17 protein-coding genes are annotated in these 15,111 nt (G+C 69.4%); 9 read left to right on the top strand and 8 right to left on the bottom strand.

All coding sequences use genetic code 11. From position 1 onward, the window contains the following. Positions 1-129 precede the first annotated feature (129 nt). The 5 genes from ACFQI8_RS02630 (at position 130) to ACFQI8_RS02610 (ending at position 4,045) form a co-directional block, all read left to right on the top strand. Positions 130-1,092 carry a beta-ribofuranosylaminobenzene 5'-phosphate synthase family protein gene (locus ACFQI8_RS02630; protein ID WP_390242666.1) on the top strand — a complete coding sequence of 321 codons (963 nt, stop codon included), beginning with the start codon at positions 130-132 and terminating at the stop codon, positions 1,090-1,092. Between the two features lie 99 nt (positions 1,093-1,191). Continuing rightward, a complete protein-coding gene (locus ACFQI8_RS02625) occupies positions 1,192-2,028 on the top strand; it encodes an RAD55 family ATPase (RefSeq protein WP_390242665.1) in 837 nt (278 codons plus the stop codon). A gap of 83 nt (positions 2,029-2,111) precedes the next feature. Beyond that, complete coding sequence (locus ACFQI8_RS02620) at positions 2,112-3,065, top strand: hypothetical protein (protein ID WP_390242664.1); 954 nt, start codon at positions 2,112-2,114, stop codon at positions 3,063-3,065. 15 nt (positions 3,066-3,080) lie between these two features. Continuing rightward, the gene (locus ACFQI8_RS02615; RefSeq protein ID WP_390242663.1) at positions 3,081-3,629 is read left to right on the top strand and encodes a DUF8135 domain-containing protein; all 549 of its coding nucleotides are present in this window, start codon (positions 3,081-3,083) and stop codon (positions 3,627-3,629) included. Positions 3,630-3,715: 86 nt separating this feature from the next. After that, a complete protein-coding gene (locus ACFQI8_RS02610; RefSeq protein ID WP_004969514.1) occupies positions 3,716-4,045 on the top strand; it encodes a transcription factor S in 330 nt (109 codons plus the stop codon). Positions 4,046-4,099: 54 nt separating this feature from the next. Here ACFQI8_RS02610 and ACFQI8_RS02605 read toward each other — a convergent pair whose 3' ends face one another. Together ACFQI8_RS02605 and ACFQI8_RS02600 are read right to left on the bottom strand one after the other, a co-directional pair. After that, positions 4,100-5,185: a DUF8127 domain-containing protein gene (locus ACFQI8_RS02605; RefSeq protein WP_390242662.1), complete on the bottom strand. Its 1,086-nt coding sequence runs from the start codon at positions 5,183-5,185 to the stop codon at positions 4,100-4,102. A 150-nt stretch (positions 5,186-5,335) separates the two neighbouring features. After that, positions 5,336-5,983, bottom strand: a complete 648-nt coding sequence (locus tag ACFQI8_RS02600) for a dienelactone hydrolase family protein (protein ID WP_390242661.1) — start codon at positions 5,981-5,983, stop codon at positions 5,336-5,338. Between the two features lie 54 nt (positions 5,984-6,037). Here ACFQI8_RS02600 and ACFQI8_RS02595 point away from each other — a divergent pair, with 54 nt between their 5' ends. Both ACFQI8_RS02595 and ACFQI8_RS02590 read left to right on the top strand, forming a co-directional pair. After that, entirely contained in the window at positions 6,038-6,865 is an 828-nt protein-coding gene (locus tag ACFQI8_RS02595; protein ID WP_390242660.1) for a PspA/IM30 family protein, read from the top strand. 126 nt (positions 6,866-6,991) lie between these two features. Then, positions 6,992-8,098, top strand: a complete 1,107-nt coding sequence (locus ACFQI8_RS02590) for a DUF7972 family membrane protein (protein WP_390242659.1) — start codon at positions 6,992-6,994, stop codon at positions 8,096-8,098. A 47-nt stretch (positions 8,099-8,145) separates the two neighbouring features. Here the strand turns inward: ACFQI8_RS02590 and ACFQI8_RS02585 are convergent, their stop codons facing one another. The 6 genes from ACFQI8_RS02585 to ACFQI8_RS02560 form a co-directional block, all read right to left on the bottom strand. Further along, positions 8,146-9,183, bottom strand: a complete 1,038-nt coding sequence (locus ACFQI8_RS02585; protein WP_390242658.1) for a dipeptide epimerase — start codon at positions 9,181-9,183, stop codon at positions 8,146-8,148. Beyond that, positions 9,184-10,209 (bottom strand): DUF1611 domain-containing protein, encoded by a 1,026-nt coding sequence (locus ACFQI8_RS02580; protein WP_390242657.1) that lies wholly within the window; start codon positions 10,207-10,209, stop codon positions 9,184-9,186. A gap of 124 nt (positions 10,210-10,333) precedes the next feature. After that, on the bottom strand, positions 10,334-11,266 hold the full coding sequence (locus ACFQI8_RS02575) for a Vms1/Ankzf1 family peptidyl-tRNA hydrolase (protein ID WP_390242656.1): 933 nt from the start codon (positions 11,264-11,266) through the stop codon (positions 10,334-10,336). An 87-nt stretch (positions 11,267-11,353) separates the two neighbouring features. Continuing rightward, positions 11,354-11,752, bottom strand: a complete 399-nt coding sequence (locus ACFQI8_RS02570; protein ID WP_390242655.1) for a DUF5802 family protein — start codon at positions 11,750-11,752, stop codon at positions 11,354-11,356. A 211-nt stretch (positions 11,753-11,963) separates the two neighbouring features. Next, positions 11,964-12,284, bottom strand: a complete 321-nt coding sequence (locus ACFQI8_RS02565) for a hypothetical protein (RefSeq protein ID WP_390242654.1) — start codon at positions 12,282-12,284, stop codon at positions 11,964-11,966. Further along, positions 12,274-13,314 (bottom strand): zinc-binding dehydrogenase, encoded by a 1,041-nt coding sequence (locus ACFQI8_RS02560; RefSeq protein ID WP_390242653.1) that lies wholly within the window; start codon positions 13,312-13,314, stop codon positions 12,274-12,276. The genes ACFQI8_RS02565 and ACFQI8_RS02560 overlap by 11 nt, the downstream gene beginning before the upstream one ends. 234 nt (positions 13,315-13,548) lie before the next feature. Between ACFQI8_RS02560 and ACFQI8_RS02555 the strand changes: the two genes are divergently transcribed. Further along, positions 13,549-14,352 carry a helix-turn-helix transcriptional regulator gene (locus ACFQI8_RS02555; RefSeq protein ID WP_390242652.1) on the top strand — a complete coding sequence of 268 codons (804 nt, stop codon included), beginning with the start codon at positions 13,549-13,551 and terminating at the stop codon, positions 14,350-14,352. 99 nt (positions 14,353-14,451) lie between these two features. Further along, positions 14,452-15,048, top strand: a complete 597-nt coding sequence (locus ACFQI8_RS02550) for a MogA/MoaB family molybdenum cofactor biosynthesis protein (protein ID WP_390242651.1) — start codon at positions 14,452-14,454, stop codon at positions 15,046-15,048. The last annotated feature ends 63 nt before the right edge of the window (positions 15,049-15,111 follow it).

Here is a 15,111-nt window from a genome sequence, read left to right as displayed (position 1 = left end):
GCGTGCGCTGAGTCGATACCGGTCGCCGCCCGCCGCGAGCGCCGAAACCGACCGACTGCGGCGGGCAACTCCGGCCCGCGTTGCCATGGTCGAAACCCCCTTTTGGCGTCCCCGTCGATAGCCGGTGACATGGTTCGGGTCTCGACCGGCGCGCGCATCCACTTCGGCTTCCTCAATCTGAGCCTCGCCCGCGACCGGCTCTACGGCGGCGTTGGCGTCGCGCTCGACGAGCCGCGGGTGGTCGTCGCCGCCGAGCCCGGGGCCGACGTTCAGTGCCGGCATCCCGCCGCCCGCGAGTACGCTGAACAGGCGGTCGAACTCCTCGGCGTCGAGGGTGTCGACCTCTCGGTCGAGCGCTCCCTGCCGCGACACGCCGGCCTCGGGAGCGGGACACAGCTCGCGCTCGCGGTGTTGCGGGCGGTCGCGGCCGCCACCGACCGCGAGGCCGACGTGCGCCGACTCGCCCCCGAGATGGGCCGCGGCGGCCGCTCCGGGGTGGGCGTCGCCACGTTCGAAGCCGGCGGGGCCGTCCTCGACGCGGGCCACCCGACCGCGCGCTTCACCACCGACCGCCCGGAAGACGGCTCGTGGTCGGTGCCGGCGGTCGCCGCCAGACACGAGGTTCCCGTCAGCTGGCGGTTCCTGCTCGTCGTCCCCGACGCGGACCCCGGCCGCAACGGCGCGGCCGAGGAGTCGAGCATGCGCTCCGTCGTCGAGCGCGCGGACGCGCAGACCGGTGACCGAATCGCCGGCATCGTCACCCGGCGGCTCCTCCCGGCGCTCGCCGAGGGGTCCGCCGAGCGCTTCGGGGAGGCCGTCGAGTCCGTCGGCCGACTCAACGGGACGTGGTACGCCGACGAGCAGGGCGGCGTCTACCGGCCGCCGGTCGGCGCGCTCGTCTCGTCGCTGTCGGAGTCGCCCGTGGTCTACGGCGCGGGCCAGTCGTCGTGGGGACCGTGCGTCTACGGCGTGACCGACGCCGACCACGTCGACGAAGCGGTCGAGGCGGGCCGGGCGGCGCTGGCCGACGCCGATATCGACGGCTCCGTCTCGGTCGCCCGCGGGCGGAACCGCGGCGCGCGCGTCGAGTGAATGGGTGTGAGCGTCTCGGGGCGGGTGGTACGCGGCGACCGCGACGGCCTCACCGCGCTCCCCGAAACGCCTAACCGACGCGACCGAGTCGGCTTCGGTATGTCTCAAATCCCCTTCGGCGTCCCCCGCCTCGACAGTATCATCGGCGGCGGCGCACCCCCGGGGAACGTCGTGCTCCTCGCGGGCGAGTCCGGCGCGGGCGCTCGGGAGTTCCTCTACACGAGCGCGACGATGAACGCCCTCTCGCACACCGACGCGGAGCTGTTCGACCTCCACTACGGCTCGCTCGCGGACACCGCGACGCCGCCGCCGGAGGTTCATTACGTCTCGTTTACCGCCGGCGAGGAGTACCTGCGCCGCGAGATGGGCTACACGATGGACGACGAGGTCGTCGAGTCCGCGGTCGAACACATCGAGTTCCACGACCTCTCGCCGGAGTACTTCCAGCTCAGCCCGATTCCCCGCGAGTGGTATCTCGGCCAGCCGACGAAGCTGGAGGACCTCGGCCACCGACACGACCGCGAGTCCGTGTTGGGCGCGCTGGGGAGCACCCTGAGCGAACACGCCCCCGGGAACCTCGTCGTCATCGACTCCCTGACCGACCTCGTGGCGAGCCAGTCCGACGAGATGACGTGGTCGGACATCGCGATGGTCATCAAGGGCCTGGAGAAGGCCTCCTACCAGTGGGGCGGGCTCATCCTCGTGCTCGCGAGCACCGAAGCGCTCTCGAAGACCGAACTCGGCGTCCTCAAGGGTGCGACCGGTGGGTCGCTACTTTTCGAGTGGGAGTCCGGGGGGTCGAAGCGCGCGCGGACCATGGTCGTCCAGGAGTTCCGCGGCGTGCTCGCCCGACTGGAGAGCGAGAACATCGTGCAGTTCGAGACCGAGATTAACGAAAGCGGCCTCGACGTGAGTGACGTGCGGAAGATTCGCTGAGCGAACCGGCGCGGGGCCGTGCGACGACCTGTCTCCGATTCGGGGACAGTTCTTAAGGCTCCGTAGACAAACTGGACACGAAGATGGAAGGGGAAGACGGGCTGTCGCTCTCAGACGACCTCCGCACGTGGGTCAAAGCACGCGCCGACGAGGAGGGCGTCGACCGGGAGACGGTACTCGCGCGGGCCCTCGGGACCTACCGGCTCGCCGTGATCGACGCGGGCGAATCAATCGACGGGAGCGCATCGGTTCCCGACCGCCTCGACGGGGTCGAGGGTCGCGTCGAAGCACTCGAAGATGAACTCGACGAGAAGATAGCCGACGTGCGGACGCGCGTCGTCCAGGTCAAACGCGAGACCGACGAGAAGGCGCCGCGCGACCACGCGCACCCCGAGTTGGACGGCGAACTCGACCGGATAGCCGACGACGTGCACGCGGTTCGCAACCGCGTGGCCGACCTCGACGACCGACTCGACGCCGGGTTCGAGAACTTCGAGGAGATTCTCAGCTACCTCGACGAGACGACGGCGACGCTCGACGAGAACCTCCGGACGGTCGCGCGGACGCTCCTCGACCTCCGCGGGCGGGCGGCGGACCTCGAGGCCGCCGACCTCGAACGGACGGCGCTCGCCGAACTCCTCCGTTCGGCGAACGCGGCCGGCGAGAAGAAAGCGCGGTGCGAAGAGTGCGACGCGACCGTCCACCTCGACCTGCTCGCAGAACCCCGCTGTCCGTCGTGTCGGACCCCCTTCCGCGAACTGTCGTCGTCGCCCGGGTTCTTCGGAACGGCGACGCTCCACACCGGCCGGCTTCCCGCGCTGGAGGCGGCTGACTCGTCCGACGCGACCGACGAGATCGAAGACCTCCTCGACGAGGCCATCCCCGACGAGCGGGACGCCGACGCCGGTTCGGACGCCGGTTCGGACGCGGACGACACCCCTATCGACGAGCGCGACCGGTCCCCCACCGCCCGAGAGGAGGAGTCCACCCAGCGGGGCGCCGGTGCCGCGGCGGGGAGCGAACACGGCGACGACTGAGACCCCACGAAGACGATGACCGACGACAACGACCCCACGGACGACGCGGCGAGAGACCACACATATAGCTTCGACGACCGCGGTGACCGACCCGAGCGCGACGACTCGACAGACGGCGCGTCCGACGCCGAGAACACCCCGGAGGCGGACCGCGGCGAACGCAACGACGACGCCGATTCGGCCCCGCTTTCGGACCTCGCGGGGCGCGTGGCCGAGCGCCGCAACCGCTCGCGCGTCACCGACCAGCGCGACGACGTGACCGAGCTCTTCGAGTCGGTCGAGGTCGGCGAACTCGACCGCGAAGACGTGTGGACGTCGCTCGTCGAAGGCGGCGACGACGTGGAGGCGGAGGGCGTCGGCGTCGGAGCCGAGGCCACCCCGGTCGACGCCACCGAGGGCGGCGCGGACCACGTCGTTCCCAAGACCGAGTTCTGCCAGCGCTGTGAGCACTTCGGCGAGCCGCCGAAACTCGTGTGCCACCACGAGGGGACGACCATCGTCGAACTCGAAGACAGCGACCACTTCCGGGTGCGGAACTGCCCGATGGTCGAGACCGACGACTGACGAGCGTCGCGCGGTGAGGCGGCCCGAGTTCTCCCGCGACAGCGCGGAGTGACAGCTTCTTTGCTCTCGGTCCGCTACCGGCGGGTATGCAGTTCTGCGACGAGTGCGGTTCGATGATGGTGAGCCAGAACGGCGCGATGACCTGCACGAACGACGACTGCGGGGGGACCGCCGAGCGCGACGAGGAGCTCGCGGCGGAGTTCGTCTCCACCGAGGCGCAGTCGGACGACGAACTCATCGAAACCGAAGAGGGCGCGGAGTTCGAAGGCAAACCGACCGCGAAAGACGTTCACTGCGACGACTGCGGCCACACGAAAGCGTGGTACACCATCAAGCAGACCGGGTCGGCCGACGAACCGCCGACGCGATTCTTCAAATGTCAGGAATGCGGCTATCGGTGGCGGGAGTACAACTGAGAGACTGACGACACCTACTTCTCCACGTTCACGAATCAAGACCCGAGAGCCGCATCACGCCTCACCCAACTCCGCGGCCGTCACCGCACCCGGTTTCTCCTCACGCTCGTCCTCCGAATCGCTCGCGAGCGCGTAGCCGTAGGGGACGAGCAACAGGCTCCCGAACCAGCCGACGACGAGTCCGAGCGCGCCGAAAATCGTGCCGACGAGGCCGATTGCGACGGCGTCGGCCGCGACGACGACCGCGACGAGCGCGACGCTCCAGCCGACGAGCGACTTCCACGACCCGCGGCGGATGCAGAAGCCGGCGAACAGGCCGAAGGCGGCCACGACGCCGATGCCGGGAACGAGAACGTAGCGCATGCCGAGCGACCCCGTGTTGGTGAGCGTCGTCCCCAGCCACATGGCGGCGAGCGTGCCGGGGACGACCAGTAAGGCGGTTCGGCGGTCCAGCGGGCGGGCGCGGCGTCGAATCCGGAGCGCTCCGAGGAGCCCGAGACCCGCGACGGTGTACGCCCAGCCGATGGGGTTGAACAGGAAGCCGCCGATAAGGGCGAGGAAGTTCCCGAGAATCTCGCCCTCGTTCGCCGGGTGGACGAGGTAGTGTGCGTCGCCGCGCTCGTAGAGCCCCGGCACGACGAAGGTGCTGTTGGTGACGGTGCCGCCGTCGATGGCCTCGCGCACGTCGGCGCTGGCGTTCGCGGCGGGCGTCGACGCCGCGGCGGCGACGGTCTCCCAGTCCGTCGGGTCGAGTTCGATGGTCGCGCGGACCGGGTCGCCAGAGACGTTCAACGAGAGGCGGTAGTACCGGCCGTCGTAGACGGCGAACTCGGCGTCTTCGTTCACGTCCGAGAGGGTCATGTACGCCTCGGGTTCGATGTCGCCGTCGTACCGGCCGGTCCGGGCGGCGGTGGCGACCGGCTCTCGGAGTTGGGGCGTCTCGTTCACCGTCGCGGCGAGGTCGACCACGTCGGGGTCGTAGGAGGCGACGAGACCGGGTGGCGAGTCGACAGTCACTTTTTCGGCTTCGTACGTCGATTCGAGCGACGAGGTCGAGGTGGCGACGGCGAACGACTGGCTCAGCGCGACGCCGACGACGAGGAGGGCGACGACGGCAACGAGTCGCTTGCGGGGGACCATACACCCGGCTTCGGAGCCGAGCCAAAAATGTCGTTCGGTCGAATGGTTTCCGGTCTGTCGTTCGGTCGAACGGTCGCGGGTTGTTTCGTCGCGGGTCGTTTCGTCGCGGGTCGGTGGCGTCGGAGGCGACTCCGTCGCTCACTTCCGTTCTCACTCGACGCCGAGGTTCGACACGAGGAAGTCGGCGACGGCGGCCGCGACTTTCGCCTCCTGTCCGACGAAGAAATGGTCGGCGGCGAACTCGACGACGGGTTGGTGATACTCGCGGGCGCGCTCGACGACGGGTTCCCAGTCGGCGACGTCGTCGCGGGTGCCGTAGACGACCTGTACGGGGACGGGGATGCGGTCGAAGGCGGCGACCGCGTCGAGGTCGTCGGCGAGTCGCCCGGCGGGACCGAGCGCGGAGACGGCGTCCGCGTCCGCGCCCTCCGCGGCCGCGAGAAGCGCCATCGCGCCGCCGAACGAGAAGCCGAACAGACCCACTCGGTCGTAGCGCTCCGCGGCCCACTCGACCGCCCGGAGCGTATCGGCGCGCTCGCCGTAGCCCTCGTCCCACGGGCCGTAATCGAAGCGGAGGCAGTCCACACCGCGGGCGGTGAGCGCGTCGCCGACGGCGACGAGGCGGGCGTCGCCGCGGTGTCCTTGGTGTTGGGGGTGGGGTGGGCAGGCGACGACAATCGCGTCGCCGCGGGCCGCCGCGTCGTCGGTACCGTCCGCGTCGTCGGTGCTGTCCCCGCGGGCGCGGTCGAGAGTCGCCCGCACGTCGCGCCCCCCGGGGACGAGAATCGTCTCGGTCATAGAGACAGGTTGCGCTGGTGAGGTTTTAAGCCGAACGTCGCGTAGTAATTGGGTATGGGAATTCTCTCTCGCACGTCGTACGTCATCCGGTCGAAGATAAACGCCCTCCTCAACCGTGCGGAGGACCCGACCGAGACGCTCGACTACTCCTACGAGAAGATGCGCGACGAGCTACAGCAGGTCAAACAGGGTATCGCCGACCTGACCACCCAGAAGAAGCGACTGGAGATACAGAAGCGCCGCCTCGAAGAGAACGTCGAAAAGCACAACGACCAGGCCCGCGAGGCCGTCCAGCAGGACCGCGAGGACCTCGCCCGCAAGGCGCTCGAAAAGAAGCAGGCCAAGATGAACCAAATCGAGGAGCTGGAGACCCAAATCGCCAGCCTGCAGGAGACGCAGGACCAGCTCGTCAACAAGAAGGACGAACTCCAGAGTCGCATCGAGGAGTTCCGCACCAAAAAGGAGACGATGAAGGCCCGCTACGAGGCCGCCGAGGCGTCGAGTCGCGTCTCCGAGGCGATGACCGGCGTCGGCGACGAGATGGCCGACGTGGGGCGCGCGCTCGAACGCGCCGAAGAGCGCACCGACGATATGGAGGCCCGTTCGGCCGCGATGGATGAACTGATGGACTCCGGCGCGTTCGACGACGCGCTGTCGGACAAAGACTCCATCGAGCGCGAACTCGAAGCCGGTCGCACCAGCGCCGAGGTCGACACCGAACTGGAGACGCTCAAAGCTGAGATGGGCAAGTCCTCCGGGTCATCGTCATCGAGCGAGGGCGCGAGCGACGCCGACGTGGACGTCGAGACCGACGTGGCCGACGAGGAGATCGAAGCCGAACTCGAAGAGCTGAAAAACAAAGACGACTCCTCGTCCTCCTAAACGCACCCGCCCGCCCGCTCCGAACCGACGCCTTGCCCTGAGGTGCTCGGCTGACCCAGTCGCCTCCGCCGTCTCCGCGACCGACCGCCAGTACGCACTTGACCCCGCCGCTCGATAGCTTCGGTCATGTCGAACACCAGCGGGCCGTCGGCGGGCGAGCCCGACGACACGATGCGGGAGCGCGGGACGACGAGCCGCGCGAAGCTCCGCGCCCTCCTCGACGCGGACCGCCGCGCCGTCGCCGCGGTCCCGCTCGTCGTCGTCTTCTGTAGCGTCGTCGTCCTCGGCCAACTGGACCCGACCCCGCTCCGGGTCGCCGTCGAATCGTCGGACCCAATCGAGACGCTCGCGCAGGGCCTTCTCACCGCGATTATCACGGGCGTCACGCTCGTCGTCACCATCAACCAGCTCGTGCTCTCGCGCGAACTCGGGCCGCTGGGCGACCAGCGCGACCGGATGGAGGGGTCGATGAACTTCCGCGAGGACGTCGCCGACCTGCTGGACGCGCCGGTCGCGCCGCCGGAGCCCTCGGCGTTCCTGCGCGCGCTGGCCGAGGGCATCGCGTCGCGGGCGCGGGTGGTCGAAGACACGCTCGATGCGGATGGAGACGCGGACGCGAACGGCGACGCGGGTACGGACGGCGACGCGGGCGATACCGATGACGACCCGACGACCCGGGTCCGCGAGTTCGCCGCGGAGGTCGAGTCCAACGCCGACGCAGTCGCCGAGCGGCTGGAGGGCCGGCAGTTCGGGACGTTCGCGGTGCTGTCGGCGGCGCTGGACCTCAACTACTCGTGGAAAATCTATCAGGCGGCGCGGCTCCGCCGCGTCCACGACGCCGAGTTCTCGGCGGAGACGAAGACGGCGCTGTCGGAGCTTCGCGACGCGCTCGAACTGTTCGGCCCCGCCCGCGAGCACGTCAAGACGCTGTACTTCCGGTGGGAACTCGTCGACCTCTCGCGGACGATGTTCTACGCGGCCGTCCCCGCGCTGGTGGCGAGCATCGCCGCGGTTCTCTTTCTCGACGACCCGACCACGATTACGGGCGCGACGCTCGGCGTGTCGAACCTGCTTCTCGCCGTGGCGTTCGTGGTGGCCGTCTCGCTCGCGCCCTTTGCGGTGCTCGCGGCCGCGGTCCTCCGAATCTCGACGGTCGCAAAACGGACGCTCTCTATCGGGCCGTTCGTGCTCCGGTCGGAGACCCGCGAAGACGACCTCGACTGGGAGTCCTGACGGGTGCGGAGGTCCCGCGACGGCGTCGCCGCGTTACCGCGTCCGCGTCACCGACGCTGTGCGCCGGTTCCCGGTCGGTCGAGCGCTTCGAGGTCGATGCGGCCGTTCGGCATCGAGACGCCCTCGTAGGGGTCGTCAGCGAGGAGGAGCGAGCCGTCGAGGTCGGCGTAGTCGAGAAGCGGCGCGAGGTGACAGCCCGCCGCGATGGCGGCGTTCGTCTCTATCATACAGCCGAGCATGACCTCCAGCCCGTGGGCGCGGGCGGCGTGGATGGCGCGTTTCGCCTCCGTGAGGCCGCCGCACTTCATCAGTTTGAGGTTCGCGATGTCGACGCGGTCGGCGATGCGCGGGATGTCGTCGGCGGTGACGCAGGACTCGTCGGCCGCGATGGGAAGCGCGCCGCGGTCGTAGACGAACTTCAGGCCCTCGCGGTCCTCGGCGGGGACGGGTTGTTCGACGAACTCGACGCCGTGGTCGGCGAGGAACTCGGTCATCTCGACGGCCTCGCGGGGCGTCCATGCCTCGTTGGCGTCGACCCGGATGGTCGCGCTGGGGGCCTCGTCGCGGACGGCCTCGATGACGGCCCGGTCGCGGTCGGTGCCGAGTTTGACCTTGAGCACGTCGTAGCCGGCCTCGTAGGCCTCCGCGGTCTTCTCGCGCATCGTGTCGAGGTCGTCGAGGCCGACGGTGTACGACGAGGCGGGCGTCCGCGAGGGGTCGAGCCCCCAGAGGCGGTACAGCGGGACGCCGAGGCGCTTGGCCGCGAGGTCGTGGAGGGCGATGCTCACGGCGGTCCGCGCGGCCGGGTTGCGGCGGACCGTCTCTGCCATCTCGCGCTCGATGCGGTCGATGGCGTGGGCGTCGCCGACCTCCTCGACCACGGACAGCAGGTCGGGCAAGACCGCTTCGACGGTGTCGGCGGTCTCGCCGTAGTGTGACGACGGGGCGGCCGCGCCGACGCCCGTCATGCCGCCTTCGTCCTCGATGCGGACGACGACGTTCTCGGCGTCGGTCTGGACGCCGCGAGCGATGCCGAACGGCTCCGCGAGCGGCATCGAGACGCGCTCGAACTCGGTCGCGAGCATCTAGAACACCTCGTCTATGAGGTCGGCCGAGCCGAAGCGGACGGGGTCGACCGCGGGGACGCCGAGTTCGTCCGCGAAGGCGTCGATGGCCTCGGCCGCTTCCACGTCGTCGTCGACGTGGGAGGTGTTGAGCATCCCGGCGACCACGTCGGCCTCGTGGACCGGGGCGGCGAGGTTCTCGTACAACGAGACGTACTCCGAGAGGTCGGGGAGCGCGAACTCCTCGTAGCCGTGAATCGCCTCGCGGGTGGCCTCGTGACAGAGCACGAGCTTGTCGGCCATCGACCCGTGGAGGATGCCGCAGGTGACCGCGGAGTACGCCGGGTGGACGATGCTCCCCTGCCCTTCGACGAACAGCACGTCGTGTTCGTCGCCCTGCTCCAGAATCATCTCCTCGACCGCGCCGGCGGTGAAGTCGCTGACGACGCGGTCGACGGGGTTGCCCCAGCCGGCGATCATGATGCCGGTCTGGCCGGTCGGGATGAAGCCCGCGTCGATGCCCCGCTCGCGGGCGGCCTCGACGAGTTCGAGCGTCGCGGTCATCTTGCCGACCGAGCAGTCGGTGCCGACGGTGAGGACGACCTCGGCGTCCACGTCGGCGGCCTTGCCCTGCGCGACGCCGAGGTCGTCGTGAGGCTTGCGAACGTCGTTGATGTCACAGCCGTGTTCGTCGGCGAGGCGGGCGAACTCCTCGTCTTCGGCGAGGAAGTAGTGGAGCCCGGAGATGAGGTCACAGCCGCGTGCGAGGGCGGTGCGAACGTCGTCGCGCCACGTCTCGTCGAACGCGCCGCCGATGGGCGAGATGCCGACGAGGAGAGCGTCGGCGTCGGGCGCGTCGGCCATCGAGGCGACGACGGGCACGTCGGGGAGGTCGCGGCGGTGGTCGGCGGCGGAGGTGCCGGGGTTGTCGCGGTCGAGGACGGCAACCACGTCGTAGTCGGCGTACTTCAGGACGCCCGTGGCGGTCTTCGCGCGGTCGGGGAACTTCTCGTGTGCGAGGACGACGACTCGCTGTGGGTCGTTCATACTGGGTGTCACTACGTGCCACCCTAAAAGGTGGGGCGATTCGGCGTCGACTGCCGGGTCGCGTCGCCGAGTCGGCTACGACTATTCGGGACGGTTGGGAGCGCACCGCGGCGTCGCCGCCGATTCAGAGTCGGTAGAGCCGTGTCGTCCAGAACTCTCTGGAGGCCTCGGCGAGCGCCGCCTCGGGGTCGCCGCTGGCGTCGACGGTCGCGGTCAGCGCGGCGCGGTCGCGAAACTCGCCGAGGACGGTCCGCTCGCCGAGTACGACGAGCTCCGCGTCGTCGCCGGCCGTTTCCGCGCCCGCGTCGGCGTCGCCGTCGATGAACTCGTCGAGCGCCTCGTGACAGCGGTCGAGGTGGTCGTCGATTTGCCCCTCGCGGATGCGCTCGAAGCGGCCCTGTGAGAACCCGCCTTTGGAGTGGGCGGACTTCACGTCGCTCTCGAAGCCCTCGACGAATTCGAGGTCGCCGTGCTCGTAGTGACCGAGGGCGAATAGGTCGCCGCGGACGAGCGCGACTACAGTGGTCTCGGTCGGGTGGAACCACGCCGGAGGGAGGTCGAAACCGTCGCTCCAGGCGTCGAAGCCGTCGGGCTGGCGGGGCGGGGAGAGTGCGACGCTCACCACTCCGGCGTCGTCGGTGAGCGCGACGCAGGGCGCGGCCCGGCGGACGAGCGAGGCGCGGTCGCCGAAGGCGGCGTCGACGGCCGCGGGGAGAGAGCGGTCGTCGGAGACGGCGGCGGTGAGCGCGCCCTCCGCGTCGGTCGAAAACGAATCGAGGCGCGACAGCACCTCGCGGAGGCGGTCGCCGCGGAGGTCCTCGGTCCCGCGGAAGTCGAGGGAGTCGTCGTCGCCCGAGAGGCGCTCCACGTGGTCTTCGAGTTCGGTGATGCGGTCTTCGAGGCGGTTGACCTCCGCCTCGGCCTCCTGTCGCGCGCGGGCCGCCTCCGTTCGGCGCTCGGACTCGCCCTCCAGACGCCCGGCTAACGCGTCGCGTTCGTCTTCCAACTCGGCGATACGCGCTTTGAGTTCGGCTCGGCCCAACAACTCATCCAGCATACACGGACGCGTGCGGGCCGACCACTTGAGCGTTCGGACGCGAGGCGAGCGGGACCGTTCCGCCCGCCGCGACGCCGCGAGAACCGCTTAGGCCAGCCTGTCGTCGGGGCGGTCCGGGACGTCGCCGTCGGGACCACCGGGCGCGAGGTCGTCGGGGTCGTAACCGGCGTACCGGAGCAACTCGGCGGCTCGCGGGGCGTCGGCGAGAAGCACCGGCCTGTCGTCCGGAAGCGAATCGGAGTCCACGGCGTCTCGGGGGAGCGCGAGCGTCCCCGAGGGGACGCCGTCGTCGCCGACGACCGGGAAGTGGGCCGTGTCGAGTTTCATCACGAGCGGGTAGTCGACTCGCTCGACGCCGCGGCCGTCCGTGTAGACGCACTCGTTGAGTCGCTCGTGTTCCGTTCGGTGAATCGCCGCCTCGGCCCCGTCGTACGGTTCGACGTACAACCGGCCGAGGAAGTAACTGCTGGAGAAGCGTTCGAACATCTGTGCGTGTGAATGTCAACCATGGATGGGCATAAGCCTTGTCGGAACCATTTATATCGACACGCAATTCCACCGTCGAGAATCGGGGACGGGAGTCGATACCGGCAGGCGAGAGCGCGGCTCGCGCGCGAGAACTCGGTCGTGAAAACGTCGCGTCTCGCTCGCTTCGGGAGAGCGGTTTCGGCGGGTCGAAGGTGCGGTTACGGGCGGTTCAGTCGTCGCCGCGGGTCGCCGCGGTCATCGACCAGACGGCGACGAGGCCGAGCGCGAGCGCCGGGAGCATCGGCAGGGCCAGCATGGCCGCGAGGTACGGCAGGCCGGCCATCGCCGGGAGCGACGGCACGAGGTACACCGCACCGGGGACGACGAGGAAACAGAGCGCGACGACGCCGACGAGCACCCAGCCACGGCTCCCGAAGCCGGTCGCTTCCGGCTCCGAGCCGTCGCCGCCGACCGCGACGCCGTCCGGTCGGTGGACGTACGTGTCGGACTCGGCGGTGGCGTCGTTCCGAGCCGTGGTGTCAGAGCTCACTATCGGGGATTACGACCACCTTGCCAAAGCCCTGTCGCTCCTCGATGAGCTCGTGCGCGCGGTCGATTTCGCTCATCGGGAGCGTCTCGCGGATGCGGGGTTCGAAGGTGCCGTCCCAGACGAGGTCGAGCACCTCGTCGGCCTCGCCGGGCGTCGCCATCGTCGAGCCGATGACTGAGAGCTGATTCCAGAAGATGTAGTTGAGGCCCGCGCCCGGGTCGGGGCCGGTGGTCGCCCCGCAGGTGACGACGCGGCCGCCCTTGACGAGGCTCTTGAGCGACTGCTTGTAGGTGGCCTCGCCGATGTGGTCGACGACCATGTCGACGCCGCGGCCGTCCGTGAGCGTTCGAATCTCCTTCGAGAAGTCCTCCTCCTCGTAGTTGATGACGTGGTCCGCGCCGCATTCCTCGGCGTACTTCAGTTTCTCGTCGGTGGAGGCGGTGGCGTACACTTCCGCGCCCGCGTAGTCGGCGATTTGGACGGCCGCGTGGCCGACGCCGCCGGACGCGCCGAGGACGAGCACCTTCTCGCCGGGTCGGAGTTCGCCGCGGTCGACGAGCATCCGCCACGCGGTCTGGAAGACGAGCGATGCGGAGCCGGCGACCTCCCACGGCACGCCCTCGGGGACGGGCACGAGGTTCTCCTCGGGAACCGCCGCGAACTCGGCGTGGACGCCGCGGACGTGCTCGCCGATGATGTGGAAGTCCGGCGCGAGCGTCGGGTCGCCCTTCCGGGAGAACTCGTCGCCGCCGCCGGCGACGCCCGCGATGAGCGCGACGCGGTCGCCCACCTCGAACCGGCTCACCCGCTCGCCGACCTCGGTGACGACGCCGGCCATGTCGCTTCCGGGGATGTGCGGCATCTCTAACTCGACGCCCGGAAGCCCCCGCCGCGTCCAGATGTCGAGGTGGTTGAGCGAGGCCGCCTTCACGTCGACGAGGACCTCGTCGGGACCGACTTCCGGGTCCGGGAAGTCGCCGTATTCGAGGACGTCTCGGTCGCCGTGTTCCGTGAATTGGACCGCTTTCATCTCGACCCGACCGAGGATGGGCAGGAACTAAAGTGTGGGTTTACGCCAATCGTCTTTCCTCTTAATCGACATTCGACGAAACATTATGGATTCAAATCATATCGGTGCGAAGATATATACGACACAGGGTTCCCAACATAGTCTAGTTCGACAGTCACGTTCGCCGACAGCTACCGGCGACCCGAACAGGGGCGGTCGACAGGGCTCCAACTCGTTGGAAGGAGTATCAGGCACGTGAACGGAGACGAGACTTCAGCACAGCTTTCGCGCCTCCTCGTGAGGCGGTCGTCGTTCGTCCGGGCGCTCGCGGAGCGACCGCGAGACAAGCGCGGACTCGCCGCCGACCTCGACACCTCGCGTTCGACGGTTGACCGCGTCGTCCGCGACCTCCTCGACGCCGGCTTCGTCGAGCGTGCCGACGGCCGGTATCGGCTGACCTGCGTCGGTCGGTGCGCGCTCGGCGCGTACGACGAGTGTCTCGACTCGCTCCGCGGCGTCCAGGCGGCTCGGGACCTCCTTTCGATGCTTCCGACTGACGCGCCGCTCGACCCGGCGTTTTTGGCGGGCGCGTCGGTTCACACGTCGACGCCGGACATCCCGGACAGCGCGATTCGGGAGCTGTTTTCGAGCGTCGAGAGCGCAGAGCGAGTCTACGGCGTCGCCCCAGTCGCGCTCGTCGGTCAGCTTCGACCCTTCTACGAGACCGCCACCGAGGGTGGGACGGTCGTCGAGATGATTATCGCCGACGAGCTGTTGGACCGACTCGCCGCCGCCCCGGACTCGCACGCGGTCATCACCGACCAGCTCCGACACGAGTCGGTGACGCTCTATCGGGGCGAGGCCCCGTTCCGGTTCGGCCTCTGGGTGACGGAATCGGAGGCGGGGGTCGTCGTCTACACCGACACCGGCGTCGGCGGGGTCGCCCGCAACGACACCGAAGCCGCCGTCGAGTGGGCCACAGAGCAGTTCGAGGCGCTCCGCGAGAACGCGGAACGACTGACGCTCGACTCGCTCGACGGCGTTCCAGACGACGGGTGAGCCGCGCCGGTCGCCGGTGAGTCGTCCGACCGGCCGCCGCGAACCGACGACCGCCGGGGCGACGCGGGAATTTTATCGCCGGACGACGAAGCCGCGGCCGTGAGCGACCACGACCACGGCGACGGCGAGGGGGACGGCGACGACGACCACGGCCATCATCACGGTCACGACGACCACGGCCATCATCACGGCCACGACCATCACCACCACGACGTCGACGAGCTCCGAGCGGCGGTGCTGACGATTTCGTCCACCCGCGAGGTCGACGACGACCCCGCGGGCGACGCGATAGCGGAACTGCTCCGCGAGGCGGGTCACTCGGTGTCGGTCCGGCGGGTCGTCGACGACGACTACGACGAGATTCAGACCGCGGTCGCGCGGATGGCCGACCGCGGCGACGTCGACGTGACGGTCACGACCGGCGGGACGGGCGTCACGCCCGACGACCAGACCGTCGAGGCGACGGCGCAGTTGTTCGGGAAGGCGTTGCCCGGCTTCGGCGAACTGTTCCGGCGGCTCTCGTACGACGAAATCGGCACCAAGGTCGTCGGCACCCGCGCGACCGCGGGCGTCGTCGACGAGACGCCGACGTTCTGTCTGCCGGGGAGCGAGAACGCCGCCCGGCTCGGGACCGCCGAGATAATCGTCCCGGAAGCGCCGCATCTCACCGGGCTGGCGCGGCGCGACGCGGAGTAGGAAAACGCCCCAAAAACCGAGGGTCGTCGGTCGAATCCGACTGCAACGTCTGCCCAGTCGCGG

The sequence above is a fragment of the Haloferax chudinovii genome (assembly GCF_042663345.1).
GTDB classification, from domain to species: Archaea; Halobacteriota; Halobacteria; order Halobacteriales; family Haloferacaceae; genus Haloferax; species Haloferax chudinovii.
The sequence above is the reverse complement of the archived record's forward strand: the minus strand, read 5'-3'. Positions and strand labels throughout refer to the sequence as shown.

Bases quoted from the DNA above. Each gene is read 5' to 3' on its own strand.
- ACFQI8_RS02620 (WP_390242664.1), top strand. From the start codon at position 2,112: ATGGAAGGGGAAGACGGGCTGTCGCTCTCAGACGACCTCCGCACGTGG.
- ACFQI8_RS02590 (WP_390242659.1), top strand. From the start codon at position 6,992: ATGTCGAACACCAGCGGGCCGTCGGCGGGCGAGCCCGACGACACGATG.
- ACFQI8_RS02605 (WP_390242662.1), bottom strand. From the start codon at position 5,185: ATGGTCCCCCGCAAGCGACTCGTTGCCGTCGTCGCCCTCCTCGTCGTC.
- ACFQI8_RS02570 (WP_390242655.1), bottom strand. From the start codon at position 11,752: ATGTTCGAACGCTTCTCCAGCAGTTACTTCCTCGGCCGGTTGTACGTC.
- ACFQI8_RS02610 (WP_004969514.1), top strand. From the start codon at position 3,716: ATGCAGTTCTGCGACGAGTGCGGTTCGATGATGGTGAGCCAGAACGGC.
- ACFQI8_RS02580 (WP_390242657.1), bottom strand. From the start codon at position 10,209: ATGAACGACCCACAGCGAGTCGTCGTCCTCGCACACGAGAAGTTCCCC.
- ACFQI8_RS02560 (WP_390242653.1), bottom strand. From the start codon at position 13,314: ATGAAAGCGGTCCAATTCACGGAACACGGCGACCGAGACGTCCTCGAA.
- ACFQI8_RS02615 (WP_390242663.1), top strand. From the start codon at position 3,081: ATGACCGACGACAACGACCCCACGGACGACGCGGCGAGAGACCACACA.
- ACFQI8_RS02575 (WP_390242656.1), bottom strand. From the start codon at position 11,266: ATGCTGGATGAGTTGTTGGGCCGAGCCGAACTCAAAGCGCGTATCGCC.
- ACFQI8_RS02585 (WP_390242658.1), bottom strand. From the start codon at position 9,183: ATGCTCGCGACCGAGTTCGAGCGCGTCTCGATGCCGCTCGCGGAGCCG.
- ACFQI8_RS02600 (WP_390242661.1), bottom strand. From the start codon at position 5,983: ATGACCGAGACGATTCTCGTCCCCGGGGGGCGCGACGTGCGGGCGACT.
- ACFQI8_RS02625 (WP_390242665.1), top strand. From the start codon at position 1,192: ATGTCTCAAATCCCCTTCGGCGTCCCCCGCCTCGACAGTATCATCGGC.
- ACFQI8_RS02595 (WP_390242660.1), top strand. From the start codon at position 6,038: ATGGGAATTCTCTCTCGCACGTCGTACGTCATCCGGTCGAAGATAAAC.
- ACFQI8_RS02630 (WP_390242666.1), top strand. From the start codon at position 130: ATGGTTCGGGTCTCGACCGGCGCGCGCATCCACTTCGGCTTCCTCAAT.